This is a genomic window from Acidimicrobiia bacterium (assembly GCA_009694375.1).
GTDB lineage: Bacteria > Actinomycetota > Acidimicrobiia > Acidimicrobiales > VFJN01 > VFJN01.
Genome location: SHVB01000007.1, coordinates 70,142 through 94,539 on the forward strand (window position 1 = coordinate 70,142; position 24,398 = coordinate 94,539).

General features: G+C 67.4%; 27 protein-coding genes. 19 read left to right on the forward strand and 8 right to left on the reverse strand.

Going from position 1 to position 24,398, the window contains the following annotated elements; translation table 11 throughout:
- Positions 1-23: 23 nt before the first annotated feature.
- The gene (gene pyk, locus EXQ71_06455; GenBank protein ID MSO87147.1) at positions 24-1,472 is read left to right on the forward strand and encodes a pyruvate kinase; all 1,449 of its coding nucleotides are present in this window, start codon (positions 24-26) and stop codon (positions 1,470-1,472) included.
- Positions 1,473-1,478: 6 nt separating this feature from the next.
- Here the strand turns inward: pyk and EXQ71_06460 are convergent, their stop codons facing one another.
- On the reverse strand, positions 1,479-2,894 hold the full coding sequence (locus EXQ71_06460) for an isochorismate synthase (GenBank protein MSO87148.1): 1,416 nt from the start codon (positions 2,892-2,894) through the stop codon (positions 1,479-1,481).
- The gene (locus EXQ71_06465; protein ID MSO87149.1) at positions 2,711-3,439 is read right to left on the reverse strand and encodes a ubiquinone/menaquinone biosynthesis methyltransferase; all 729 of its coding nucleotides are present in this window, start codon (positions 3,437-3,439) and stop codon (positions 2,711-2,713) included. The genes EXQ71_06460 and EXQ71_06465 overlap by 184 nt, the downstream gene beginning before the upstream one ends.
- 14 nt (positions 3,440-3,453) lie before the next feature.
- Between EXQ71_06465 and yaaA the strand changes: the two genes are divergently transcribed.
- Both yaaA and EXQ71_06475 read left to right on the forward strand, forming a co-directional pair.
- A complete protein-coding gene (gene yaaA, locus EXQ71_06470; protein MSO87150.1) occupies positions 3,454-4,164 on the forward strand; it encodes a peroxide stress protein YaaA in 711 nt (236 codons plus the stop codon).
- 10 nt (positions 4,165-4,174) lie between these two features.
- Positions 4,175-5,497: a hypothetical protein gene (locus tag EXQ71_06475; GenBank protein ID MSO87151.1), complete on the forward strand. Its 1,323-nt coding sequence runs from the start codon at positions 4,175-4,177 to the stop codon at positions 5,495-5,497.
- Between the two features lie 25 nt (positions 5,498-5,522).
- On the opposite strand, the gene EXQ71_06480 is transcribed toward EXQ71_06475, so the two are convergent.
- Positions 5,523-7,178: an acyl-CoA synthetase gene (locus EXQ71_06480; protein MSO87152.1), complete on the reverse strand. Its 1,656-nt coding sequence runs from the start codon at positions 7,176-7,178 to the stop codon at positions 5,523-5,525.
- A 143-nt stretch (positions 7,179-7,321) separates the two neighbouring features.
- Here EXQ71_06480 and EXQ71_06485 point away from each other — a divergent pair, with 143 nt between their 5' ends.
- Entirely contained in the window at positions 7,322-8,281 is a 960-nt protein-coding gene (locus EXQ71_06485; protein ID MSO87153.1) for an LLM class F420-dependent oxidoreductase, read from the forward strand.
- Positions 8,282-8,293: 12 nt separating this feature from the next.
- Here EXQ71_06485 and EXQ71_06490 read toward each other — a convergent pair whose 3' ends face one another.
- Entirely contained in the window at positions 8,294-8,752 is a 459-nt protein-coding gene (locus EXQ71_06490; GenBank protein ID MSO87154.1) for a MaoC family dehydratase, read from the reverse strand.
- A gap of 9 nt (positions 8,753-8,761) precedes the next feature.
- Here EXQ71_06490 and EXQ71_06495 point away from each other — a divergent pair, with 9 nt between their 5' ends.
- Entirely contained in the window at positions 8,762-9,532 is a 771-nt protein-coding gene (locus tag EXQ71_06495) for a hypothetical protein (protein MSO87155.1), read from the forward strand.
- Here EXQ71_06495 and rlmN read toward each other — a convergent pair whose 3' ends face one another.
- Together rlmN and mshD are read right to left on the reverse strand one after the other, a co-directional pair.
- On the reverse strand, positions 9,533-10,732 hold the full coding sequence (rlmN, locus tag EXQ71_06500; GenBank protein ID MSO87156.1) for a 23S rRNA (adenine(2503)-C(2))-methyltransferase RlmN: 1,200 nt from the start codon (positions 10,730-10,732) through the stop codon (positions 9,533-9,535).
- A complete protein-coding gene (gene mshD, locus EXQ71_06505; GenBank protein ID MSO87157.1) occupies positions 10,615-11,334 on the reverse strand; it encodes a mycothiol synthase in 720 nt (239 codons plus the stop codon). The genes rlmN and mshD overlap by 118 nt, the downstream gene beginning before the upstream one ends.
- Before the next feature lie 35 nt (positions 11,335-11,369).
- On the opposite strand from mshD, the gene nth reads away from it, so the two are divergent.
- Positions 11,370-12,050, forward strand: a complete 681-nt coding sequence (gene nth, locus EXQ71_06510) for an endonuclease III (GenBank protein ID MSO87158.1) — start codon at positions 11,370-11,372, stop codon at positions 12,048-12,050.
- A 220-nt stretch (positions 12,051-12,270) separates the two neighbouring features.
- On the opposite strand, the gene EXQ71_06515 is transcribed toward nth, so the two are convergent.
- A complete protein-coding gene (locus EXQ71_06515; protein MSO87159.1) occupies positions 12,271-12,462 on the reverse strand; it encodes a hypothetical protein in 192 nt (63 codons plus the stop codon).
- Here EXQ71_06515 and hisD point away from each other — a divergent pair.
- The 7 genes from hisD to EXQ71_06550 are packed head-to-tail and all read left to right on the forward strand — an operon-like array spanning position 12,435 to position 17,978.
- Positions 12,435-13,820 (forward strand): histidinol dehydrogenase, encoded by a 1,386-nt coding sequence (hisD, locus tag EXQ71_06520; protein MSO87160.1) that lies wholly within the window; start codon positions 12,435-12,437, stop codon positions 13,818-13,820. The two genes, EXQ71_06515 and hisD, sit on opposite strands and share 28 nt — an antisense overlap.
- The gene (hisC, locus tag EXQ71_06525; protein MSO87161.1) at positions 13,817-14,872 is read left to right on the forward strand and encodes a histidinol-phosphate transaminase; all 1,056 of its coding nucleotides are present in this window, start codon (positions 13,817-13,819) and stop codon (positions 14,870-14,872) included. The genes hisD and hisC overlap by 4 nt, the downstream gene beginning before the upstream one ends.
- Positions 14,869-15,462: an imidazoleglycerol-phosphate dehydratase HisB gene (hisB, locus tag EXQ71_06530; protein MSO87162.1), complete on the forward strand. Its 594-nt coding sequence runs from the start codon at positions 14,869-14,871 to the stop codon at positions 15,460-15,462. Before hisC ends, hisB begins: the two co-directional genes overlap by 4 nt.
- Before the next feature lie 2 nt (positions 15,463-15,464).
- The gene (gene hisH, locus EXQ71_06535) at positions 15,465-16,094 is read left to right on the forward strand and encodes an imidazole glycerol phosphate synthase subunit HisH (GenBank protein MSO87163.1); all 630 of its coding nucleotides are present in this window, start codon (positions 15,465-15,467) and stop codon (positions 16,092-16,094) included.
- Positions 16,094-16,828 carry a 1-(5-phosphoribosyl)-5-[(5-phosphoribosylamino)methylideneamino]imidazole-4-carboxamide isomerase gene (gene hisA, locus EXQ71_06540; GenBank protein ID MSO87164.1) on the forward strand — a complete coding sequence of 245 codons (735 nt, stop codon included), beginning with the start codon at positions 16,094-16,096 and terminating at the stop codon, positions 16,826-16,828. The genes hisH and hisA overlap by 1 nt, the downstream gene beginning before the upstream one ends.
- Positions 16,825-17,586 carry an imidazole glycerol phosphate synthase subunit HisF gene (gene hisF / locus EXQ71_06545; GenBank protein ID MSO87165.1) on the forward strand — a complete coding sequence of 254 codons (762 nt, stop codon included), beginning with the start codon at positions 16,825-16,827 and terminating at the stop codon, positions 17,584-17,586. The genes hisA and hisF overlap by 4 nt, the downstream gene beginning before the upstream one ends.
- A gap of 59 nt (positions 17,587-17,645) precedes the next feature.
- Entirely contained in the window at positions 17,646-17,978 is a 333-nt protein-coding gene (locus EXQ71_06550; GenBank protein MSO87166.1) for a co-chaperone GroES, read from the forward strand.
- Between the two features lie 21 nt (positions 17,979-17,999).
- On the opposite strand, the gene EXQ71_06555 is transcribed toward EXQ71_06550, so the two are convergent.
- Positions 18,000-19,547: a hypothetical protein gene (locus EXQ71_06555; GenBank protein MSO87167.1), complete on the reverse strand. Its 1,548-nt coding sequence runs from the start codon at positions 19,545-19,547 to the stop codon at positions 18,000-18,002.
- 132 nt (positions 19,548-19,679) lie between these two features.
- On the opposite strand from EXQ71_06555, the gene hisI reads away from it, so the two are divergent.
- Genes hisI through EXQ71_06585 form a run of 6 tightly spaced genes read left to right on the forward strand, consistent with a single transcriptional unit; the run spans position 19,680 to position 24,378 of the window.
- Positions 19,680-20,015 carry a phosphoribosyl-AMP cyclohydrolase gene (hisI, locus tag EXQ71_06560; GenBank protein ID MSO87168.1) on the forward strand — a complete coding sequence of 112 codons (336 nt, stop codon included), beginning with the start codon at positions 19,680-19,682 and terminating at the stop codon, positions 20,013-20,015.
- Positions 20,012-21,553, forward strand: a complete 1,542-nt coding sequence (trpE, locus tag EXQ71_06565) for an anthranilate synthase component I (protein MSO87169.1) — start codon at positions 20,012-20,014, stop codon at positions 21,551-21,553. The genes hisI and trpE overlap by 4 nt, the downstream gene beginning before the upstream one ends.
- Before the next feature lie 10 nt (positions 21,554-21,563).
- Complete coding sequence (locus EXQ71_06570) at positions 21,564-22,406, forward strand: folate-binding protein (GenBank protein ID MSO87170.1); 843 nt, start codon at positions 21,564-21,566, stop codon at positions 22,404-22,406.
- A gap of 6 nt (positions 22,407-22,412) precedes the next feature.
- Positions 22,413-22,904, forward strand: coding sequence for a J domain-containing protein (locus tag EXQ71_06575; protein ID MSO87171.1), 492 nt, complete (start codon positions 22,413-22,415; stop codon positions 22,902-22,904).
- Positions 22,905-22,917: 13 nt separating this feature from the next.
- Positions 22,918-23,706, forward strand: coding sequence for an indole-3-glycerol-phosphate synthase (locus EXQ71_06580; protein ID MSO87172.1), 789 nt, complete (start codon positions 22,918-22,920; stop codon positions 23,704-23,706).
- A gap of 9 nt (positions 23,707-23,715) precedes the next feature.
- The gene (locus tag EXQ71_06585) at positions 23,716-24,378 is read left to right on the forward strand and encodes a phosphoribosylanthranilate isomerase (protein ID MSO87173.1); all 663 of its coding nucleotides are present in this window, start codon (positions 23,716-23,718) and stop codon (positions 24,376-24,378) included.
- Positions 24,379-24,398: the final 20 nt, after the last annotated feature.

Consider the following 24,398-nt stretch of genomic DNA (forward strand, 5'->3'; position numbering starts at 1 on the left):
GTCAACGTCGTAGCGTCTAAGCCATGTCCGGTCGCCGCACCAAGATCATCGCCACCGTAGGTCCGGCCTCGGATCCGCCGGAGGTACTCCAAGCCCTCTTCGCGGCCGGTGCCGATGTAGCTCGCCTGTCTCTCGCCCATGGCCCCCTCGAGGCGAGTCTGGAGCGCATCAGTCGGGTGCGCGCCGCCGCCATCGGGGCGTCGCGCCCGGTAGGGATTCTGGTGGACCTGCCCGGGCCCAAGGTTCGCACGGCCCCCTTCAGTGGTGATGGCGTGGTGCTGTCCACCGGCGCGGAGGTTCGCCTCACCGAGGCCACCGAGGGAGATGTGAGCACTGCGGAAGTGGTGGCGGTGCAGTTGACTGGGGCGGTAAAGGCCCTCGAGCCGGGAGACCGGGTGGCGTTGGGCGACGGTGGTGTGGCGCTGGTGGTGAAGGAGTGCCGTGACGACGGCGTGGTGGCCACGGTGGTGGGCGGCGGAGTGCTCCGAGCGCGCCCGGGAGTGACCATGCCCGAGGCGCGGGTCACCCAACGCTCGCCCACTGAAGCCGACCTGCGCATGCTGGAGCGTGTGTTGGAAGCGGGTGTCGATGCGGTGGCGGTCTCCTTCGTGGAGACCGCCGATGATGTGGTCACCATCAAACGAGCCATCGGGTCGGGTGGGCCGGTGGTGGTTGCCAAGATCGAGACCGGCTCGGCCGTAGACCACATGGAGGACATCCTCCACGTCGCCGATGCGGTGATGGTGGCCCGCGGAGATCTTGGTGTGCGACTCCCCTTAGAGGACGTCCCCCATATCCAAAAGCAGATCATTCGCCGCGGTGTCACTCATGGAAAACCGGTGATCACCGCCACGCAGATGCTCGAATCAATGCTCGCGGCCCCCACTCCCACTCGCGCCGAAGTATCCGATGTTGCCAACGCCGTGTTCGACGGCACCAGTGCCGTGATGCTCTCGGGTGAAACCGCCATCGGGGCTCACCCCGTTCTGGCCGTGGAAGCCATGGCTCGCATCACGGCTCGGGCCGAGCACGACTTCGATTACCAGGGCTGGGGCACCCGCCTCGGTCAGCAGCAAATGGCGGGCCTCGCAACGGCGTCCAGCATGGTGCGCACCACCTCGGCGATCACGGCGGCGGCCTGGCGGGCGTCGGTAGACGCCGAACTCGCTGCCATCATTGCCTGCACCAACAGCGGCACCACGGCGCGCATGATCAGCCGCTTCCGGCCCATCTGTCCGATCCTGGCCATCACCCCGCACTGGAGCACGGCCCGTCAATTGGCGATGGCGTGGGGTATTCAGCCGGTGGTGGGTGCGGCCCATGCCACGCCCGACGAGACCGTGTGGCACGCCGTGGATACCGCCATGCGTCTCGGCGTGGTGCGGCCCGGCGATCTCGTGGGGGTGTTGGTGGGCTCACCGTCCACCACCGAGCCCTCCACCGATACGTTGCGTCTCGTGCGGGTGCGGTAGCGGGCTCTACTCCTGCGTCAGTGCACCGAGCATGGCCTGCAGCTTGACTTCGGTCTCGGCCAATTCGGCCCGGGGGTCCGAGTGCGCCACGATCCCGTTGCCCGCGACCACCCGAGCGGTGGTGCCGTGCACCTCAGCACAGCGGATACTCACCGCGAAGGTTCCGTTGCCTTCCCCATCCACCCAGCCCACGGTGCCGGCGTAGCGGCCTCGGGCAAACCCTTCGTGGGCGGCAATCCAGGCCTGCGCATCATCGCGGGGCCAACCGTTGACCGCCGGAGTGGGATGCAACGCCGCCATCAGTTCCAGGACGGACGGGGCGGGATGAGAGAGGCGCCCCTCCACCAGGGTGGCGAGATGTTGCAGGTTCGCGATGGTCACCACCGACGGTTCGGGTTCGTAATCAAGGTAGGAACACCATGGCAGCAAGGTGTCGAACACCATGTCGATGGTGATCTGGTGCTCGCCGCGGTAGGTGCGGGAGCCCAACAGCCCTGCCGCCAACCGAGCGTCGTCGTCGGGGCTCTCACCTCGACGAACCGTGCCCGCCATGGGTTGGGCCGTCACGACGTCGCCGGCTCGGCCCACCAGCAACTCGGGACTGGCCCCCAGAAAGCCATCGACGTGAAAGAGAAAGCACCCCGGGTAGGCCTTCCGCAGCCGGGCCAGCAGCATGGCTCGATCGAAGGGCACGTCGGCTTCGACGAGGATCTCTCGAGCCAACACCACTTTGGCCAGTCCGTCGGGGCCCGCGGCACGAATGGCCTCGGTGGCTTGCGCCACCCGCTCGCACCACCATTGGGCGGAACGAACAGGCGTGACGTTGATGTGCTGGGGAAGGGGGGTCGGCGCGGTGAGGGGAGCCTCGCACAAGTCGGCCAACTCGCGACGGGGGGCATCGGCGGCCCCGATGGTGGTGACCCACCTCGTGCCCTCGGCGTCTCGTCCCCACACCACCTCCGGGATCACCATTTCATCGTGCGTGTCGTGTTCGGTACGGACAAAGGGCAATGCGCCGAAGGCCACCGCGCCGGTACCGGGGAGGGCGAGGGGGTTATCAACCTCGATGGCGGCGAGGGCGGCCTCTACTTCATGTTGACCTACCCGACGGGCCACCCCGCGGCCTGCGAGTCCCACTCGGGACCGTTCGAGCAGCACCCCCTCGCCGCCGGCCAGCGCCAGGAGGTCGAGGTCGTGGTCTACCCGCCGGGTACGGGCCAGCAGAGGCGGCCCGTGGGTCACGAGGGCAAGGGATCGAGGCGGCGGGTGGCCGTCACGAGTTGGGCGATGCCCGCCGAGAGCAACCGCCGCTCCACGTCCACGAATCCGGCGGCGGCCAATTCGCCCAACATGACCCCAGCCGGGGGCAGGTAGGCCACCGAGCGCGGCAGGTAGCGGTAGGCGGCGGGATCGGAGAGCCACCCGCCCACCAGCGGCACCGCCTTGCCGAAGTACAGCCGGTGGCCAGCTCGCAGGAGCGGGTTGGGGGGTTCAGCCACCTCGAGGAGGGCAATGCGACCCCCCGGGCGTACGACGCGAGCGAGTTCGGCAAAAAAGGGTGGGAGGGCCGCAATGTTACGAAGAGCAAATCCGCAGGTGGCACCGTCGAGCGATCGCGCCGGGAACGCCAGACGCAGCGCGTCGCCGTGGACCAGGGGGGCGCTTGTGTGCGCCGAGGCCAACATGCCAAACGAGAGATCTACCCCCACGGGGGTGAGGCCCTGCCGGTGGAGTTCGCCGCACAGATCTCCAGTACCGCAGGCCAAGTCCACCACGGTGGCTCCGGCGGGGAGGCCGAGGGCGGCCACGGTGCGTCGTCGCCAGCGCACATCGAGGCGGAACGTCATGATGCGGTTGACGAGGTCATAACGCGGGGCGATGGCGTCGAACATCGACCGCACCGCCTCCACTTTTTCCTCGCCCACGGGAAGGACCTCAGGCACGGTCGTTTTTGTCATCGCCCTCATGGTAGGAACCTGCCGTGCCGAAGCCACCACTCACGATCTTTTTGCCCCCCTCCGAGGGCAAAGCACCTGGCGCCGCCGGCCCTTCGTGGGCCGCGGGGACCATGGCCGAGGGGGGTCTGGACCAGGCCCGGGCCACGGTGCTTTCCGCCGCCCGGGCGGCGGGGGCCGCCCCGCCGCCCGAGGGGGTGTGCCCGGCGATGGAGCGCTACACCGGGGTGCTCTACCGGGAACTGGCGTGGGCCACCTTGCCCGTGGCCGCCCGGCGTCGCGGTACGGCGCAACTACGCACGGTATCGGGCCTGTGGGGAGTGGTGGCTCCGGTTGATCCCATTCCCTTCTACAAATTGAAGATGTCTGCCTCCCTTCCCGACCTCGGTCGTTTGGCGACATGGTGGAAACCGCGTCTGACTCCGGTGGTGGCAGACCTGGTCGAGGGAACGGTGGTGTGGGACCTCCTTCCCCTTGAGCATCGAGCCGCGTTGGATTGGCGCCTCACCCGTCCCTCCCGGCGCGTCACGGTGCGATTCCTGGATGGAGATGGCCGGCTGGTGAGTCATTGGAACAAACTGCTGAAGGGGGCGCTGGTGCGATGGTTGCTCACCGAGCAGCCCGCTGGTCCGGAAGCGCTGGTGCACTTTGAGCACCCGCTGGGGTATCGCTTCGATGCCCGAACGTCGGATCTGGGGGGCGCTGAACCCGTCGCCGTTCTGCGCGCCGCGCCCTAGGCTTACCGTCTTGTCATCTCGTCCCCACTTTTCCATCGCCGGCATCCCGGTTCGGGTCGAACCGGTGTTCTTTGTCATCTCAACCCTGTGGGGCCTCACGTATCTCCAGATCGGCCTCGATGTGGTGGGGGTCTGGGTTCTGGCCTCGTTCGTCTCCATCCTCGTGCACGAACTCGGTCATGGTGTGGCGCTCAAGGTGCTCGGTGAGCCATCGGCCATCGTGCTCCACGGGTTCGGCGGCGTAACGGTGAGCAACCGGCGTGAGGGCTTGTCGAAGGCCCGCAGCGTGTTCGTCAGCGTGGCGGGCTCGCTCACCGCCATGGTGGTGTTGTGGCTGCCGGCGCGCACCTACATCGGGATGGCCTCCGCCTCCGGGTCGCTGTACGACCTGCCCAAGATGCTGTTCGCCGGCGTGCAATTCATCGCCTTCCAGAACCTGTGGTGGTCGGTACTCAACTTGCTCCCGATTCGTCCCCTCGATGGCGGGAACGTGACGGCGGAGTTGTTCGGAATCCACCGGGCGCGACGCATCTCGATTGGCGCAGCCATTCTCGGAGGCGTGATCGCCCTGTTCACTGGCTCAAATTACGCTGCGTTCTTCCTCCTCTTTCTGGCCTACAACAACTGGCAGGAGATTCGGGCAGAGCGCGGTGGTGAGAGCGTCGACGTCTTTGCGGTGGAGGCCCCGGCGGTGGCCCCGAAGCGAGCCAAACTGCGTTCGGTGCCTGCCATCGGGCCGGGGGCCGTGCCATCGCCGCCGGATCCCGCCCTGGTGCAACAGATGGCGTGGAAGGCCCTGCGGGATGGCGATACTGCCGTCGGCCGGCGGCTGGTGGTGAGTCTCGGCCCGGCCGCCGACGCGTATCTCCGAGCCACGGTGAGCCTCATCGAAGGCGATTCCCAGGCACTGGCACTCTTTGAAACCGCTTATCTAGCCGCGCCGGGGGGTCCGCCCAATCTGGTGGCCACCGAGACACTGGCCCGGGCGGGGGTTGCGGGTGCCTTGGCTCATCGGCTCCTGGATCGGCCCGACGGCCGGGGCCGAGACGGCGCCATCAGTTTACAAACCCACCTGCACTACGCCGGTCACTTCGCTCAAGCGGCCGAGGTGGGCGAAGCGGTGTACGCCGCCGATCCGGCCAGCGCGGCCCAGACCGCCTTCGAGGTGGCCTGCAGTTGGTCGCAGGCGGGCGCGGTGTCAGAGGCGGTGGAGTGGCTCGGTCGCGCTGCCGATGCCGGCTTCCGAGCCGCGTCGGTGGTGGACGGTGAGCCCGATCTGGCGTTGGTGCGCCAGGACCCTCGCTGGGCATCGCTGCGGGTCCGCCTGATCTGAGGCGGGCTCGGGGGGCGTGGGTGCCCTAGGGGGAGACGCTGGCCTGTTCCTTGGCCCAGCGGTAGTCGGCCTTCCCAGCCGGTGACCGCATGATCTGCTCCACCATCACGAACGCTTTCGGCAGTTTGTAGCGGGCGACATGGGTGCCGGCGACCGCCAAGAGGTCGGCTTCGGTGGCCATCGCCCCATCCCTGAGTTGCACGATTGCCACCACTTCTTGGCCCCAACGCTCCGACGGGCGACCGGCGCACACCACGTCGTACACATCGGGATGGTGGGCGATGGCCTGCTCCACTTCCTCGGCGAAGATTTTCTCCCCGCCGGAGTTGATGGTGGCTGAGTCGCGCCCGTACAACTCGATGATGCCCGCCGCCGTGAGGCGAGCACGGTCGCCGGGTATCGAGTACCGGATACCGTCAATCATCGGGAAGGTGCGGGTCGATTTGTCGGCATCACCGAGGTAGCCGAGCGGCACCCGGCCTCGCTGGGCCAACCAGCCGGTCTCGGGATGCCCAGCTTCGAGCACAGTAGAAAAATCCTCGCTGACAATGGCGGCTCCCGGTCCGGGAGTGAACGTGCCGGTGCTCGCAGACTGCCCGGCGGCACTCATCTGCGACATTTGACTCCCGGTCTCGGAGGCGCCCACGGCATCCATCACCATGGCCGTAGGCAACTGCGCCAGCAAGCGGTCTTTGATCGTCGAGTTGAGTGGCGCTCCCCCCGACACGACCATCAGCAAGGAGGAGACGTTGTAGGCACTCGGCGTGGCCAGGGCCGCTTCGAGTTGGTCCACCAGGGGGCGTCCGAGGGCATCCCCCACGATGAGCACAATGTTCACCTGCTCGCGATCAATGGTGCGCCAGATGTCGTCGGCGTCAAAGCCGACGGTGTCGTCTTGGATGCAGACTGTATTGCCGCCGGTGAAGGCGTTGAAGGCCAGCCAGTGGCCGGCGCCGTGCATGAACGGGGGCGCCGGCAGCAGGCGGGCACCGCCGTTGATGGCCGCCTCCACCACTTCATCGAGGCTTTCCCATTCGGTGCCGGTGGCCAGATTCCGTCCGCCCATCGCCCCCACGAAGATGTCGGCTTGGCGCCACAGGACTCCCTTGGGCATGCCGGTGGTACCGCCCGTGTAGAGGATGTAGAGGTCATCAGGACTGTGCTCTACCGCGGGCGATGTTGGCGGCGCGGCCGCGAGGGCTTCCTCGTACCATTCGGCCCCGTCGAGCAAGGGCGCCCCGGTGCCGTCGTCGACCTGGAGCAGCACGCGAAGCGCGGGGAGGTCGGGTCGCACTTCGGCGAGGCGGGCGGCGAAGGCGGAGTGGAAGATGATGGCCTCGGCGCCGGCGTCGTTGAGCAGGTAGCGGAGTTCCTCGGCCACGTATCGGTAGTTCACGTTGATTGGCGCCACCCTGGCCTTGTAGGAGCCGAGCATGGCCTCGAGGTACTCGTTGCCGTTGTGCAGGTAGCACGCCAGGTGGGATTGGCCCGATTCATGGCCCGCCAGCGAGGCACGCGAGGTCCGGTGGCCGAGGCCCTGGCCGAGGAGATGGTTGGCCAAACGGTTGGTGCGCTCGGCGACCTGGGCGTAGGTGAGGCGCCGATCGCGCCACACGATGCATTCGCGCTCGGGCACCGCCTGACTCACGGCATCGTGGACCTGTGCGAGGTTGAACTCCATGTGACTCATTCCCCTGGATGCTGTGATCGAAGCACCGGACAGTACGCGCATCAAGCGCCGTCGGTGAAGTTGGACCACCCCCCGATGGAGGTCTGCAGCCCTCAAGTGCGCGGCGGCGGCACGCGTACGCTAGAAGGAGAGGCATGTCGCGTACCTTCGGTGTGTTCATTCCACAGGGTTGGAAGATGGAACTGGCCTCCATTAGTGGTCCGCAGGCCAAGTGGGCCAAGGCCATTGAGGTGGCGGTGCTAGCCGAGGAACTCGGGCTGGACTCACTGTGGACCTACGACCACTTTCACAACGTCCCGGTGCCGGCCCACGAGACAATGTTCGAGTGCTGGACCACGCTGGCGGCGATCAGCCAACGCACGAGCACGATCATGCTCGGGCAGATGGTGGGGTGCGCTCCGTATCGCAGTCCGGCGCTGTTGGCGAAGATCACCTCCAACATCGATGTGATGTCGGGTGGCCGACTGATCTGGGGGATCGGCGCGGGGTGGTACGAGCACGAGTTCAAGGGGTACGGCTACGACTTCCCGAAGGCGTCTGATCGCATTCGGGTGATGCGTGAGACCGTGGAGATTGTGAAGGCCATGTGGAGCCAAGCCGATGTCTCCTACAACGGGAAGCACTTCCAACTCGAGGGAGCGCAGTGTGATCCCAAGCCCTTACAGCAACCGCATCCCCAGATACTTATCGGGGGTGGGGGCGAGCAACTCACCCTGCGGGTGGTGGCCCGCCACGCCGATGCGTCGAACTTCCAAGGCAACCTGGCCGAGTTCGCGTCCAAGACCGAGATTCTGAAGCAGCACTGCCGTGAGGTCGGACGCGACTACGACGAGATCCAAAAGACGTGGTCAGCGGAGATCTTCATACGCGAGACCGAGGCCGAGGTGCGGGCGGCGGGGTCTCGTTCCTTCTGGGGTGAGCCGGTAGAGGCGTGGACGGCCGGCAATATCGTGGGCACGCCCGAGCAGGTGGCGGAGAAGATCCAGCAATACATCGACATCGGGTGTACCGGCTTTTATCCTTGGTGTAGCGACTACCCCGAGACGGAGACCCTGCGTCTCTTCGCCGAGAAGGTCGTTCCGCACTTCCGCTAGCGACGCGGTGGGTTACTCGTAGTAGCGGAAGAGATTTTCGCTCACGCAACTTGGCTTGGCGGCCCCTTCACATTCGAAGGTGAAGCGCATCTGCACCTGGCAGCCCCCGGGGATGTCGGTGACCGATGCGAGATCGACGCCCACTCGCAACTTGGCACCCACCGGTACCGGCGAGGGGAATCGCACTTTTTCAGCTCCGTAGTTCACACCCATCTTGATGCCCTCCACCCTCACTACCTGTGGCACCAGCACCGGGCCGAGCGACAGGGTGAGGTAGCCGTGGGCGATGGGTCCGCCGAACGGACTCTCCGCGATGGCCCGTTCTGGATCCACATGGATCCACTGGTGATCACCGGTGGCCTCGGCGAAGAGGTTCACCCGTTCCTGGGTGATTTCGAGGTAGTCGCTGTAGCCGAGGTGCTGGCCAACGAGTTCTTTGAGTTCGGCGATGCCGTGCACGGTGGTGGTCATGTCGAGATCATGCCGCACGCGCGAGGATGGTGCGCCATGGACGACCTCGTGGGAGTGGTGTTGGCAGCGGGAGCGGGCGCCCGTCTGCGTCCCCTCACCCGCGGGCGGCCCAAGGCCCTCTGCCCGGTCGGCAATGTGGCGCTGGTCGATCTCGCCGTGCAGCGAGTGCGGCCGTCGGTGGCCGAGGTGGCGGTGAACCTGCATTATGGCGGACGCGCCCTGGATGACCATCTCCCGCCCGAGGTGCACCGCTCCTGGGAGAAGGTCGAGCCGCTCGGCACCGCCGGTGCCCTCGGTTTGATGCGGCCCTGGCTCGATGGTCGCCCGGTGCTGGTGGTGAACGCCGATGCATGGTGTCCGGGCTCGCTGGCGGATTTCGCGCAGGGGTGGGACGGGGAGTGCATCCGGCTCTTGGTGGTGGGGGAGGAGGTATTGCATCCCCGCAGCCGCATCGCCGGGGCGCTGATGCCGTGGTCGGAGGTAGCCGTGATGGCGGCCGAGTCCACCGGTCTGTACGAGGTTTCCTGGCGGGAGGCCCAGCAGCAGGGCCGGGTGGAGGTGGTGCGCCACGACGGCCCCTTCGTGGACTGCGGCACTCCGACCCAGTACTTGGCGGCCAACCTGCTCGCCAGTGGCGGCCGCAGCGTGGTGGAGGACGGGGCCGAGGTGGATGGGGTAGTGGAGGGGTGCGTGGTGTGGTCCGGCGCGGTGGTTCACCGCCAGGAATCGCTCCATCGGGCCATCCGACTGCCCGGCGGGGTCACCGTGTTGGTGCGCTGATCAGACCCGCTCAGCGGGGGGCCGGGGGCGGATCGTCACCGGGGCAGCGCCGGCGTGGGTGGCCCGCAGTTGGCCGCAGGCGGCGTCGATCTCGGTACCGCGGGTGCGACGGACGGTGGCGTTCACGCCGTGGCGGCGGAGCTGGTCGCAGAACTCGCGCACCCGGCGTGCCGGAGTGCCGCGTACCGCATAGCCCGGCGTGGGATTTAGCGGAATCAGGTTGACATGGGCGGGGAGCGGAAGGGACCGCGCTCGCTCAGCGAGGAGCTGGGCGTCGCGGTCCCGGTCGTTCACGCCGTCGATGAGGGCCCACTCGAATGACAAGCGCCGACCTTTGATGGACAAATAGTCGGCACAGGCATCCATCAGGGCGCTGAGGGGGTAGCGCTTATTGATCGGCACGAGGTCATCGCGCAGGTCGTCGTCGGCGGCGTGGAGGGAAACGGCCAGGTTCACTGGGAGCGTCTCGGTCGTTAGTTTTCGGATCCCCGGCACGATGCCCACGGTGGACACGGTGAGGTGGCGGGCCGAGAGCCCGACATCGCCGTGGAGGCGCTCCACTGAGGCCCAGGTGGCGTCGTAGTTGGCGAGGGGCTCGCCCATCCCCATGTAGACCACGTTGGAGAGGCGCCGACCGTCGTCGAGGGCCCGTCGGCCGGCTCGCACCACCTGTTCCACGATCTCCCCGGTGGTGAGGTGGCGGTCGAATCCAGCCTGCCCGGTGGCACAGAACCCGCACCCCATGGCGCAGCCCGCCTGGCTCGACACGCACACCGTGGAGCGCTCGGCGTAATGCATGAGCACCGTTTCGACCTGCATCCCATCGCGTAGTTCCCAGAGCCACTTCACCGTGTCGCCACCGTCGCTGGTGGATTCGGTCACCACATCCAGAGCTAGGGGTAGGGCGTCGGCCACTTCGGCGCGCAGTGTCTTGGGTACGGCGGTGAGTTCGGACGGGTCGGCGAAGTGTTCGTAGAGGCCCGACCACACCTGGTCCACCCGGTAGGCCGGTTGCCCGGCCAGCACGGTGGCGAGGTCGGCTCGACTGGCGCCATAGCGAGTGGGGGTGGGAGCAGGAGTGGTCATGGGGTGGGGACGTCGATCACATAGTTGACCTCGGTGTGGTCGATCTCGAATCCCAACCGCCGGTAAAGGTCCAGGGCCGCGGTGTTGGTGTCTTCGACATGGAGCATTCCCCATTCCATGCCGGCCTGATGGAGGTAGTCGAGGCCCGCCAGGACCAGGGCACGCCCGAGGCCGGTGCCCTGGGCGCCAGGATCGATGGCAATGACATAGATCTCTCCCAGGGGAGGCTCGTGGTGGTGATGTACCTTCGTCCAACAGAAGCCGTCGAGGGCGCCGTCATTTTCGTGGAGCAGAAATCCGGCGGGGTCGTACCAACCTTCGGCTTGGCGGGCCAGGAGGTCATCAAGGGTCCAGCCGGCCTGTTCGGGGTGCCACGAGAAAGCCCGATTGTTCACCGCCAGCCACTGCTGCTCGTCCTGGCCCACCACGAAGGGACGCGTGGTGAGGCCGCAGGGAATGCCTACCGGGAGGGTGCGGCGCATCTGGTGGAGATGGCGATCGGCGCGGAACCCCAAACTCGCCGCCGGCGATCCCTCGGCGGGGCCCCAGTGGCGAGCGCGGCCTCCACCCTGGCTGGCGACATACGCCAAAGCGGCGGCCAGCAGATGGGTGATGGCGGCGTCGCCGAGACCGGGATCGACCTCGATCGCCCATTCGGTGCCGCTCTGGCGCACCCGAGCCCCTCCCGCCGCGGCAGAGATCTCAAACGGGGGCATACCTCCACCGTACCGGTGTGTACCCTCCACCACCGATGCCCGCTGCCGCCCCTCCGCCCCTTTCCCGCTCACCGCGTAGTGCGGCGGGCCGGGCTCGGCGCACCCATGAGCGCCTCGGGGTGGAGTTCCCCGGGACGGCCCGGGACCTGTGCGCCCTCACCCATCGCAATCCCTACGAACTTTTGGCCGCCACGATCTTGTCGGCCCAGTGCACCGATGAGCGGGTGAACATGGTCACCCCTGGTCTCTTCGCCCGGTACCCCACGCCGGCCTCCCTTGCCGACGCCGAACCGGCGGCGGTAGAGGATCTCGTGCGGTCCACCGGCTTCTACCGCAACAAAACCAAGAGCCTCCTCGGGATGGCGGTGGCCGTGGTGGAGCGGTTCGACGGTGTGGTGCCGAGCACCATGGCCGATCTGGTGAGCCTCCCAGGGGTGGGCCGAAAGACGGCGAACGTGTTGCGCAGCGTGGCCATGGACCTGCCCGGCTTGCCGGTGGACACCCACGTGGGGCGGTTGGCACGCCGCCTCGGCCTCACCGTCGAGACAGATCCGGTGAAGGTGGAACTCGAGCTCAACCCGATGGTTCCAGCCGCCGAGCGGGGGATGTTCAGCCTCCGCCTCATTCTCCACGGACGGGCGGTGTGCGCCGCCCGGCGGCCCCGTTGCGGCGAGTGCGGCTTGGCCGATTTTTGCCCGAGCGCCGGGATCGGCTGAGGCCGTAGCGACCCGGCGGGGGCGGCGGTCCTGAGGTGAAAGGTTGGATGGGGTTGAGGAATTGCGAGGTGGGCCGAGTAAGATCCCCTTGCCTGGCTGATCGGATTCGTCTGATCGCCGGCATGTGACGTCGGGATCCGCCGCCTGGCGTCACCACGAACGAGGGTGCTCTTTCGAGGGCACCCTCTTCGCGTTCGGGGGACCAACGGCCCATTGGCGGTCAGTCCAGCTTCGCCACTAGAGCCGCCAGCCTTCGGCTGGCGGCTTTGAGGCTGCGCTCCACATCGAAAAGGTCCGCCGCCACGTTGGCCCGGGGTGATCCCTGGAGGCCCTCGGCCAGGGCCGTGACGCGTTCGGTGAGTTCCCGCAGGGAACTTGACAGGGATGAGAGATGGGCGATGTCCAGATCCATTCCGGCAGCCTTCCAGACCAAACCGGTTTCGGGCCTCTCCCAGTGCGCATCTATCCTGGGGCCTTGTGCTACAGCGTCTTGATCTCCGTGGGGTTTCTGGCGATTTTCGCGGGGTGCTACCCCGACCGACGGCGCAAATTGAGCCGCCGATTGACGAGGTGCGGGCCATTCTGGCCGAGGTAGCCCAGCGCGGCGACGTTGCCCTGCGCGAGATGACTCAGCGCTTCGACGGCGCCGTGATCGATGAGTTGCGGGTGCCTTCGTCCGCGCTGCAGGTCGCGCTGGCGCGGATCCCGCCGGATCTCCGGTCCGCCTTGGAGGTGGCCCATCGGAACATCACTGCCTACCACCAGTCGCAACGTCACCCCGACGCGGAACACCGCAACGGTGCCATCGCCGTACGTGAAATGCAGCGGCCGGTGGATCGGGTGGCGTGCTACGTGCCTTCGGCGCTCGCTCCCTTGGTGTCCACCGTGTTGATGACAGTGATCCCTGCGAAGGTGGCCGGTGTAGCCGAGGTGGTCCTCGTGACCTCGCCGCGTTCCGACGGCACCGTTTCCCCGGGCATCCTGGCGGCGGCAGCCCTGGCGGGGGTGGATGAGTTGTATCGCGTTGGCGGCCCGGCGGTGATCGGCGCGCTCGCCTACGGCACCGAATCGATCCGGCCCGTCGACGTGATCGTAGGACCAGGGAGCGCTCGCGTCGCGCAAGCCAAACGGGAGGTCGCCTCCTCGGGGTTGGTGGGTGTGCCCTCGGCCTTCGCCGGACCCTCCGAGGTGGTGGTGATAGCCGATGACACCACGCCGATTAGCTACGCCGCCATTGATCTTGTGCTGCAAGCCGAACACGGCCCCGACGGTCTGGCCTGGCTGATTACCTGGGACGAGGCGGTGGCCGACGGCGTGGCGGAGGCGGTGGCCGAGATCGTGCCGCGCTCACCCCGGCGAGAGCATCTCGAGGCCACCCTGGCGGAGGGGGGCTACCTGGTGTTGGTGGATGGTCCCGAGCAGGCCATGGCGGTGGCGAACGCCATTGCCCCGGAACACTTGGAGTTGCTCGTCGAGGACAGTGATGCCCTGCTGGCCATGGTCCGTCACGCCGGGGCGGTGTTCTGCGGCCCCTTCGCGCCAGCCTCGCTTGGCGACTATCTCGCCGGTCCTAACCACGTCCTACCCACTTACGGATCGGCCCGGTTCTCCGGTGCGCTGAGGGTTGATGATTTCCTCAAGCATGTCCACGTCGTATCGGTTGATCAGGTCGGCCTGGCCACCGTGGGGGAGCACGTCATCGCCCTGGCTACCTACGAGGGCCTTCCCGCCCACGCCGAGTCGATCCGCATCCGCCAGGGTCCGACATGATCACCCCGCGACCGGATCTTGCGCTGTTGGCGGGGTACCACTCGGCTCAGGTGGCGGTGGCGGTGCGACTCAACACCAACGAGGCCCCCGAGCCGCCGCCGAGCGGGTTTACCGACGCGTTAGCGGCGGAGATCGCCACGTTGGAGTGGCACCGCTATCCCGACCGTTCCTACACCGCGCTGCGGCGGGCGATCGCCGCTCATCACGGCGTCGATCCCGCCCAGGTCTTCGCGGCCAACGGCTCCAATGAGGTCCTCCAGACACTCTGCCTGGCCTACGGCGGTCCGGGCCGGTCGGTGGCGGTGTTCGAGCCCACCTATGCCTTGCATAGCCACATTGCTCGCATCACGGGCACCGAGGTGGCGATCGGGGAACGCACCGCCGAGTTTGCCTTGGACCTCGCCGAAGTAGATCGCGTCACCCGCGAAGCGCAACCGGCTATCACCTTCCTTTGTTCGCCGAACAACCCCACCGGGATGGTCGAGGACGAAGCCACGGTGCGCGCCGTGTTGCGTGAGGTGCCCGGGGTGCTGGTGGTGGACGAGGCCTACGGTCAGTTCGCCCCCTGGAGCGCGCTGGCGTTGGTGGAGGAAGAGGTGCCGCTTGTCGTGACCCGCACCTACTCCAAGACGTGGTCGATGGCGGCAGCTCGCCTCGGCTATCTGATCGGTCCCCGCTCGATGGTGGCCCAACTCGACCAGGTCGTGCTTCCCTATCACCTCGATGCGGTGAAGCAGGTGGCCGGTCGCCTGGCCCTGGACTACCTCGACGCCATGGAGGCCCGCACGGTGGCCCTGGTGGCGCAGCGAGCGGCGGTGGTGGAACGACTGACGAATCTTCCCGTCACGGTGTGGCCCTCGGCCGCCAATTTCGTGCTGTTCCGGCCCGAGGAACGACCCGCTGATGCCGTGTGGCAGGCCCTACTCGAGCAGTCGGTCCTCGTCCGGAATTGTTCGTCGTGGCCTCGCCTCCAAGGCTGCCTCCGTGTCACGATCGGAACACCCGTTGAGAACGACGCCTTTATCGCCGCCCTGGAGGTAGCCCTCAGATGAGTCGATCAGCCCGCCAGCAGCGCACCACGAAGGAGACCACGATCTCGGTGGTGCTCGACCTCGATGGCCCTACCGGGGTGGTGTCGGCTACGACCGGCCTCCCGTTTTTCGACCACATGCTCGATCAACTTGGGCGTCACGGGGGCTTCGACTTGGTGGTGGAAGCCACCGGTGATCTGCAGGTAGACGGGCATCACACGGTGGAAGATGTGGCCATCACTATCGGCGAGGTATTCCGCCAAGCGATAGGTGACAAAGCCGGGGTTCGTCGCTTTGCCAGCGGGTTGTTCCCGCTCGACGAGGCGCTGGTGGAGGTGGCCCTGGATCTTTCCGGCCGTCCCTTCATCGCCTACGAGGTGCCCTTCGGTGAGGTGCTTCCCCTCGGCGACCCGCCCTTCAACCCGGAGATGGCCGAGCACTTCTGGCAGTCCTTCGCCACGGCGGCCGGCATCACGTTGCACATCCGCCTGCGCGAGGGGCGCAACACCCACCACATCGTGGAGGCCACCTTCAAGGGCGTGGCCCGCTGTCTACGCGACGCCGTGCGTCTCGAAGGTGGCGGCGTGCCGAGCACCAAGGGCGTGATCTAGGGGTGACACTTATCGCCGTTCTCGACTACGAGATCGGCAACCTTCGCTCGGCCCAGAAGGCCTTGCAGTTTCTCGGGGCCGACGCCCGCCTCACCGCTGACCCCGGGCTGATCCGGGAGGCCGAGGGGATCGTGCTGCCCGGGGTGGGGGCCTTCGGGGCCTGCATGGATGCGGTGCGCAGGGCAGGCCTGGAGCCGTTGGTGCACGACGCAGTAACGGCGAGCGTGCCGTTTCTCGGCATCTGCGTTGGAATGCAGATGTTGTTCGAGGCCTCGGAAGAAACGGTCGGGGCCACCGGTTTGGGGATCTTCCCCGGCACGCTGCGCTTGCTCCGCGGTCCCCTCAAGCGCCCCCAGATGCAGTGGAATCTCCTGGAACGCCGGGGCAACCCGGAGTTACTTGGCCTCGCCCCTGATCCGGCGTGGGCGTACTTCGTGCACTCCTACGCCGCGGAGACCGACGACGCTTTCATCACCGCCACGGTGGATTACGGCGGGCCGGTGGTCGCATCGGTGGGTCGCGGGTCGGTGTGGGCCACTCAATTCCACCCGGAGAAATCGGCCCGTACCGGCCTGGCGGTACTCCAGGCCTTCGTGGACCGATGCGCGGTACCTGTGGCCGTTCCGGGTTGATGCTGCTCTACCCGGCGATCGATCTGCGCGGTGGCAAGGTCGTGCAACTCACCCAGGGCGATTTTTCGCGCGAGCAGATTCATGGTGATGATCCGGTGGCCGTCGCCCAGGCTTTTGCGGCGGCGGGAGCCCCGTGGATTCACACGGTGGACCTTGACGCGGCCCGCACCGGTGAGCCCGTGAACCGGCCCCTCATCGCCGCTATCGCCGCATCAGTGGAGGTACCGGTGCAGGCGGGTGGGGGCGTGCGCAGCGTAGCGGCCGCCGCCGCCCTGGCTGAGGTGGGGGTGGCTCGCGTGATCATGGGCACCGCTGCGCTGGAGAACCCTGATCTGGTCGCCGCGGTTGCCGCCCGCCAACCGGTGGCGCTGGGGCTCGACGTGCGGGGCCGTGAGGTGGCGGTGCGCGGGTGGGGGGAGAGATCGGGGGTGGAGTGGCCGGCTGCGCTGCGCCGCTTGGCCGATGTCGGTGCGGAGGCGGTGGTGATAACCCAGATTGAGGTCGAGGGCCTCATGGGGGGCGCCGACGCCACCGGTTTGATGGAAGTGCTGGGCGCCACCTCGTTGGAGGTCATTGCCTCCGGCGGGGTGGGCAACCTGGCGGATCTACTGACCCTCAACGCAGTCAGCGTTGAGGGTCGGGGGTTGGCCGGGGTCATCGTGGGCACCGCTCTTTACGAAGGCCACCTCGACCTGGCCGAGGCCGTTGCGGCTCTGCAGGCCCGCCGGTCATGAAGACCGCCCGCATTATTCCCTGTCTGGATGTGCACGCTGGGCGGGTAGTCAAAGGCGTGAACTTCGTGGATCTGATCGATGCGGGCGATCCGGTGGAGTTGGCGGCCCGCTACGACGCCGAGGGCGCCGACGAACTCGTGTTCTTGGACATCACGGCATCGTCGGAAGACCGACACACCACCGTGGAGATGGCTGCCCGCGTGGCCGAGCAGGTTTTCATCCCCTTCACCATCGGTGGGGGGATCCGTTCGGTGACCGACGCCCGCGAACTGTTGCGGGCCGGGGCCGACAAAGTCTCGATCAACACGTCCGCCCTGGAACGGCCAGCGCTCATTGGAGAGGTAGCCGGGGAGTTTGGCGTGCAGTGCTGTGTGGTGGCGATCGACGCCCGGCGACGGCCGGATGGCTCGGCGGAGGTGTTTATTCATGGTGGCCGTACCCCCACCGGTCGGGACGTACTGGAGTGGGCGAAGCAGGCCGAGGAACTCGGGGCGGGCGAAATCCTGCTCACATCGATGGACCGCGACGGCACCAAGACGGGATTCGACACGACCCTCACCGCCGCCGTGGCCGCCGCGGTGGGCATCCCGATCATCGCCTCGGGGGGAGTGGGAACGCTGCAGCACCTCGTGGAAGGCGTTACCGCCGGCCAGGCCGACGCCGTGCTCGCCGCCTCGATCTTTCACTTCGAGGAGCACACCATTGCTGAAGCGAAAGCGGCGATGGCCGCCGCCGGGATCGCCGTCCGCCCGGCCTGAGGGGGGTTCGGCGGCGCCGCGAGGTCGTCAGGGAGAGGCGGGGAACCTATCGTGGGGCCATGGCTGCCTCCCGTAAGCGCGACAAGCTGCCCATCAAGATGCTGAACGATCGCATCCTGGTCGACTTGAACCCGGAGGGCGAGCGGCGCAGCTCCGGTGGGATCCTCATTCCTGCCACGGCCGAGTTGAAGAAACGCCTCGTGTGGGGTGAGGTGGTGGCCACTGGGCCCAGCGTGCGCACGATGGAGCCGGGTGACCAGGTGCTGTTCAGCCCGGAGGACCGTTACGAGGTTGAGGTACGCGGCGACGACTACATCATCTTGCGCGAGCGCGACATCCACGCCGTGGCGGCGGAGCGCCTCGAGGAGTCCGGTACGGGCCTCTACCTCTAGGGCTTAGGGCCGTGGTGGCCCTCAACGATCAAGGTGGATCCACGCCGCCTTGAGATAGGGCGGATCGCCAGGCCCGCTGCGATGGTCGAGCGGCACGGTGCGCGTGGCGATGCTCCCGAGGCGACCAGCAGCAGCCACCCCCGCCTCCACCTGATCGAGGAAGGTGGGCCAGGTCATGCGGCGGAGGTTGGTCGAGACGTACAACAGTCCGTGGGGCTTGGTCACCCGTGCCGCTCGCGTCACCAGCGTGTGGAGGTCGCGATCCAGGACCCAGCGGCTCCCACCCTTTTTTCGCGCCGTGCTGGAACTCGGTGGGTCGACCAAGACCATGTCGAAGGTGCGGCGCTTCTTGGCGAAGCGGTCGAGCCAATCAGCGACGTCGCCGTAGATGGCGTCGTGGTCGGCCGGGTCGATGCCGTTGGCCCGCAGGTTCTCGGCCGCCCACTCGAGGTAGCGCGGGCTGAGGTCCAGGGTGAGCGTTTCGGCACCGGCGGTGGCGGCAGCCAGCGAGAGCGAGCCGGTGTGGGCGAAGGTGTTGAGCACGGTCTTGCCCGTGAGGTTCATGGCGAGGAGTTCCCGGCGGGTCTCCCGCTGGTCGAGGAAGAGCCCACTAGAGGTGGCGCTAGCGGTGAGGTCGATGAGATAGCGCAACCCGAGTTCGGATACCTCGAAGCGATCATTGCGGGGGCCGCTCACCACCTGGGCGGGACCGGCCCCCCCGCCGCGAGGTTTGGGCTGTTCGTAGATGCTCGTGAGCGGCAGAGTGGCACCCCACGCGTCGAGCCAGGCGGCGGTCAGGGCCTCGTCGCCATAGCGCAGGACGAGGGCGACATCGCCTAGTCGCTCCACCCGGGTAGTCGGGAAGCCGTCGTGGTGACGGTCGATCCACAGGTAGGCGTTGGTGTCGGCCGGATCGAAGAGCAAGGCCCGGGCTTCGTGGGCCACGAGGGCGGCGAGCGACGCGTCGTCGCCGGTGCCTGCCAGCGCGAGGTTGAAGCTCTCGGGCGGATCACTGGCGATGGTCAGGTCCCCCGAGACCGGGTGGCGTGCCCCGATGGCCGTGGCGTGGAGAAACAGGCGGGGGGCGGGGGAACCGTGGTGCTCGGCGTCGCCCAGAATCGGGATGCCGGCTTCCATGGCGTGCACCCGCACTTGGTGGGTGCGGCCGGTGTGGGGGTGAGCCGACCACCGTTCGAGGGCGCGCCCGGTGGCTTCGTGGCGGAGGTCGGTCTGGGCGGCCGCACCGTCGATGGGACGACGGGAGATGATGGACTGTGCTCGGTGATCATCGCGGGCGATGAGTAGTTCGTAGCGCTTGGTTACCGACCGGTCGGTGAACTGTTCGGTGAGGGAGCGGTTGGCCAGGGGGGTCTTTCCGAAGAGCAGAACCCCCGAGGTGGCCTTGTCGAGCCGGTGCAACACCGAGAGCGGTTCGTTGGGTCGTTGCCGCTGGACCCACTCGTGCATGCCGTCTTGCGCGTGGGTGTCGGCCCGGTGGGTGTTGACCCCCGCCGGTTTGGCTACGGCCAGCACTTGCTCGTCCTCGAAACGTATCCACGGGTCGGGCACCGCCGTAGCCTAGGAACCCTGCCGCCGGTTCCGTGGTTGTTGGCGGTTGGCCGGTGGCGGGGGGCACCCAATATCGGTTTCATCTCCGCCTCGGTGGCCCGTACGATGCGACCCATGCCTGTCGCTACCCCGATCCCTGTGACCGACGACCAACTCTCTCGGGTGAAATACGATGGCGACGGCCTGGTGCCGGCCATCGTGCAGGAGCAGGGGAGCGGCGACGTGCTGATGATGGCCTGGATGAACGCCGAGACCCTCCGCCAGAGCCTGGCCGAGGGCCGCACGGTGTTCTGGTCGCGCAGCCGACAGGAGGTATGGCGCAAGGGCGACACCTCCGGCGACCGCCAGTTCGTGCGACACGCCTCCTACGATTGCGACGGCGACACACTCCTGTTCGTGGTGGAGCAAGAGGGCAAGGGCGCTTGCCACACCGGGGAGCGCTCCTGTTTCTTCCGAGCGTTCGGGTGACGCTGCGACCCTCGCCGGAGGAGTTCCGCGCCTTGGCGCGCCAGCACACCGTGATCCCGGTGTGGCGCGAGGTGCTGGCCGATCTCTCTACGCCGGTGTCGGCCTTTCTGCGCCTCGTGGGCGATGAGCCGGGATTCTTGTTGGAGTCGGTGGAACACGGCGAGCGGTGGAGCCGCTGGAGTTTCATTGGGCGGAATCCGCTCGCCACCCTGGTGGCCCGCGGGCGTTCGGTGGCCATCACCGGCACCCTGCCCGATGGGGTGCCGGTGGATCAGGGCATTCTCGCCGCCGTGGAGCACATCCTCTCTGCCTGGAAGGCCCCCACCCTCGCTGGCCTCCCACCTCTGCACGGCGGCATCATGGGGTACCTCGGTTACGACGTGGTGCGGGAGGTGGAGCGATTGCCCGACGTGCCGGGCGACGACCTGGGCTACCCCGATGCCATGGTGTCGGTCATTGGGCAGTTGGCGGCCTATGACCACTGGCGTCAGCGGGTGCACCTGATTGAAAACGTAATCGTGGAACCGGGCCTGGCCGATGCCGAACTGGACGCCCGCTACGCCGCCGCCGTCGCCCGGATCGACGCCCTCGGTCGCGATGGTGCCCGTTTCATCGATGAGCCCCTGGTGGAGCCCCCCGATCCCCAGGATCCTCTGCCGGAGGTGCGCTCCAGCATGGGCTCCGATGGCTACCGCCAAGCGGTGGTGGCGGCCAAGGAGCACATCGTGGCCGGCGACGTGTTCCAGGTGGTGCTGGCCCAGCGCTTCGACCTCGACCTCGACGCCGATCCGTTCGACGTCTACCGGGTACTCCGCCAGGTGAACCCGAGTCCGTACATGTATTTTCTGCGTCAGCCCGGGGTGACGATCGTGGGCTCCTCCCCCGAGCCTCTTGTAAAATTGCTCGATGGCACGGTGATCTCCCGGCCCATTGCCGGCACCCGCCGTCGGGGCCGCACCGACGATGAAGACCGTCGCTTGGGCGCCGAACTCAAGGAGCATCCCAAAGAGGTGGCCGAGCACATCATGCTCATCGATCTGGCCCGCAACGATGTGGGCCGGGTGGTGGAGTTCGGCACCGAGCAGGTAGACGAGATGATGACGTTGGAGCGCTATAGCCACGTGATGCACATGACCTCGCAGGTGTCGGGGAAACTCAAGGATGGCTGTACCGCCATCGACGTTCTGCGCGCCACCCTCCCCGCCGGCACCGTGTCGGGGGCGCCCAAGGTGCGCGCCATGGAGATCATCGACGCGCTCGAGCCCACCAAACGAGGGCCCTACGCGGGGGTGGTGGGCTACCTCGACTTCTCGGGGAACATCGACACGGCCATCGCCATTCGCACTCTGGTAGTGGGTGACGACGGCCGAGCATCGGTTCAGGCAGGCGCGGGCATCGTGGCGGACAGCGACCCCGAGGAGGAGGACCTCGAGTGTCGGAACAAGGCCCAGGCCTTGCTCGCCGCTATCCCGGCGGCCCGGCGAATGACCATCCGGCGCGGGGCCCACGCCGTTTCTACGCCGCCGACGCCCCGGTAGCATCGAGCCCATGGGCGACGTCGATTTACACGCCACGCTCGGGGTGGCTCCGCTGGAGCGCGACGTGATTCGGGTGCACGGCCCCGAGGCCATCGGGTTCTTGCAGGGTCAGTTGAGCCAGGAGATCGATGGTCTTCCGGTCGGGGCCAGTGTCCCCACGTTGCTGCTCCAACCCACCGGCAAGGTGGAGGCATGGCTGCGGGCCACCCGCGTCGAGGACGCAGCCGTGCTGCTTGATGTGGAAGCGGGCTTCGGGGCGGCGGTGCTGGCCCGATTGCGGCGCTTCAAACTCCGCACCAAGGCGGATCTGGATCTGGAGACGTGGGCGGGCTGGGCGGTGCGTGGGCCGGGCGCATCCGGTGCGGGCTGGGCGGCGGCCTGGCCGGGGGTGGAGGGCTACGACCTGATCGCCCCTACAGGTGCCTCCCCGCCGCCGGGGCCGGTGGTGGCGGGAGATGTCCTCGAGGCGCTGCGGATCGAGTGTGGTGTTCCGGCGATGGGCGCGGAACTCACCAGCGACACGATTCCCGCCGAGGCTGGGCAGTGGCTGATCGATGCGTCGGTGAGTTTTACCAAGGGCTGCTACACGGGCCAGGAATTGGTGGCACGTATCGACAGTCGTGGGGGCAACGTGCCGCGGCCGTTGCGAGGGCTGCGTATTGATGCCCCTGATGCCCGCGTTGGCGCTCCGGTCACGGCCGGTGATGCCGTGGTGGGGACGGTGACCTCAGTGGCTCATTCCGCCGCGCTGGGCACGATCGCCCTAGTGCCGCTCGCGCGTGCCGTTGAGGTGGGAGCGGTGGTGGCAGTGGGCGAGGCGTCCGCCACCGTCACGCTCCTCCCGATGCGCTGACTGCCGATGAACCACTACGAAGTGCTCGGGGTGGCCCCATCGGCGCCGGTGGCGGAGGTGCGCTCGGCCTATATCGAACAGGCCCGGCGTCATCACCCCGATCGCGGCGGCGACCCCGGCGCGATGCGGGTGGTCAATGAGGCCTGGGCGGCGTTGAGTGATCCGGGACGACGGGCGCAGTACGACCGGGTTATCGGGGCAACCGCGCCGGTGCCGGCGGCCGAACCGGTCCGACACCACATCCTCAGCGAGGAGGAGGATCTGCTGGCCGACTTAGCCGACGACGGTCCCATCGGGGGCACCGTCCGTTTGCCGCGCTGGATGGCGCTGTTGCCGGTGGCGGTGTTTGTGTCGTCGCTGGTGGTTGGTATGTTCGGCATGCTGTTCATGGCCTCCACCCTCATCACCGTGGCGGTGTTCGCCTTCCTGCTGTCCTGTGGGCTGTTTCTGATATCGCCCTTCGTTGCCCTGTACGCCTCCCGGCGCACGACCCGGTAGGTTCGGTCGGGCCATGGGCACCTATCTTGATCGCATTCTGGCGGGCCATCGGGCCGCCGCCGCCGCCGACCTGCGGCCCCTCGAAGCGCTTCTGGACGAGGCTCGCCAATGCGAGCCGGCCCGTCCGTTCGAGGCGGCCCTGGCCTTCACGGGGGAACGGCAACTGGCGGTGATCGCCGAGGTAAAGCGACGTTCGCCATCGAGGGGTGATCTGGCCGTAGATCTAGATGCGGCCGAAGTTGCCCTGGCCTACGACCGCGGTGGTGCCACTTGTTTGTCGGTACTCACCGACACGGAGTGGTTCGGGGGGTCGGTGGCCGATCTGCAAGCGGCGAGAGCGGCGGTTGATCTCCCGGTGCTTCGGAAGGATTTCACCGTGGCGGCCCGGGACGTGGCCGACGCCCGACTGATGGGCGCCGATGCCCTGTTGCTGATCGTGGCGGCCCTCGACGACGCCGAGTTGGCTGATCTGCATGGGCTAGGCCAAGAACTGGGTCTGGATGTGCTGGTAGAGGTGCACGACGAGGCGGAACTGGAACGCGCCCTGGCGGTGGGTGCCACCATGATCGGGGTGAATCAACGAGATCTGGTGACCTTCGCCGTGGATACCGAACGCGCCGTCCGCGTGGCTCGCCTGATGCCGGAAGGCATCGTCCGGGTGGCCGAGTCGGGGATCGCCGGTACCGCCGATGCGGTGGTGCTGGCGGCGGCGGGTTTTCACGCCGTGCTGGTGGGCGAGTCGGTGGTGACCAGTGGCGACCGCGCCGGTTCAGTCACCCGCCTGCGGGTTCGCCGTCGCTAACCTGGGGGCGTGTTCGTCAAGATTTGTGGGATCACCAGTGAGGAAGATGCGCTCCTGGCCGTCGCCATGGGAGCCGACGCGGTGGGCTTCAATTTCGTTCCGTCCTCGTCACGCTTTCTGGCCGTGGGCCGGGCTGCCGATATCGCCAAGCGGCTTCCGGCCGAGATCCTCACGGTGGGCGTCTTTCGCAACGAGACCCGTGAGCGCGTGGTGGAACTCACGAACCAGGCGGGCTTGCGGGCTGCCCAACTGCACGGTTACGAGAGTGTGGAGGACACCCGGTGGGTGCGTCAACGCCTGTCGCTGGTGATCAAGGCGTTCTCCGGTGGGGATCCCGCCTTAGGCCGGTCGGTGGCCTACGGAGCCGACGTCGTCATGCTGGACTCCGCCAGTCCGGGTTCCGGGCAGGTATTCGATTGGTCCTTGGCCGAGGGTGCCCCCTCGGGTGTCCGGTTGCTCCTCGCCGGGGGACTCACACCAGACAACGTGGCGACCGCTATCGGGCGAGTGCGCCCGTGGGGAGTGGACGTTGCGTCGGGGGTGGAGTCCGCTCCCGGTGTGAAGGACCCGTCGTTGATGCGTCGCTTTATTAGTGCTGCCACCGGCGCCGAACCCGCCGCCTACCAAAGCGAAGCTCCCGAACGACCCTTCGACTGGATGCTCGACGACTAAGGAGGGGTCGGCGGAATGGG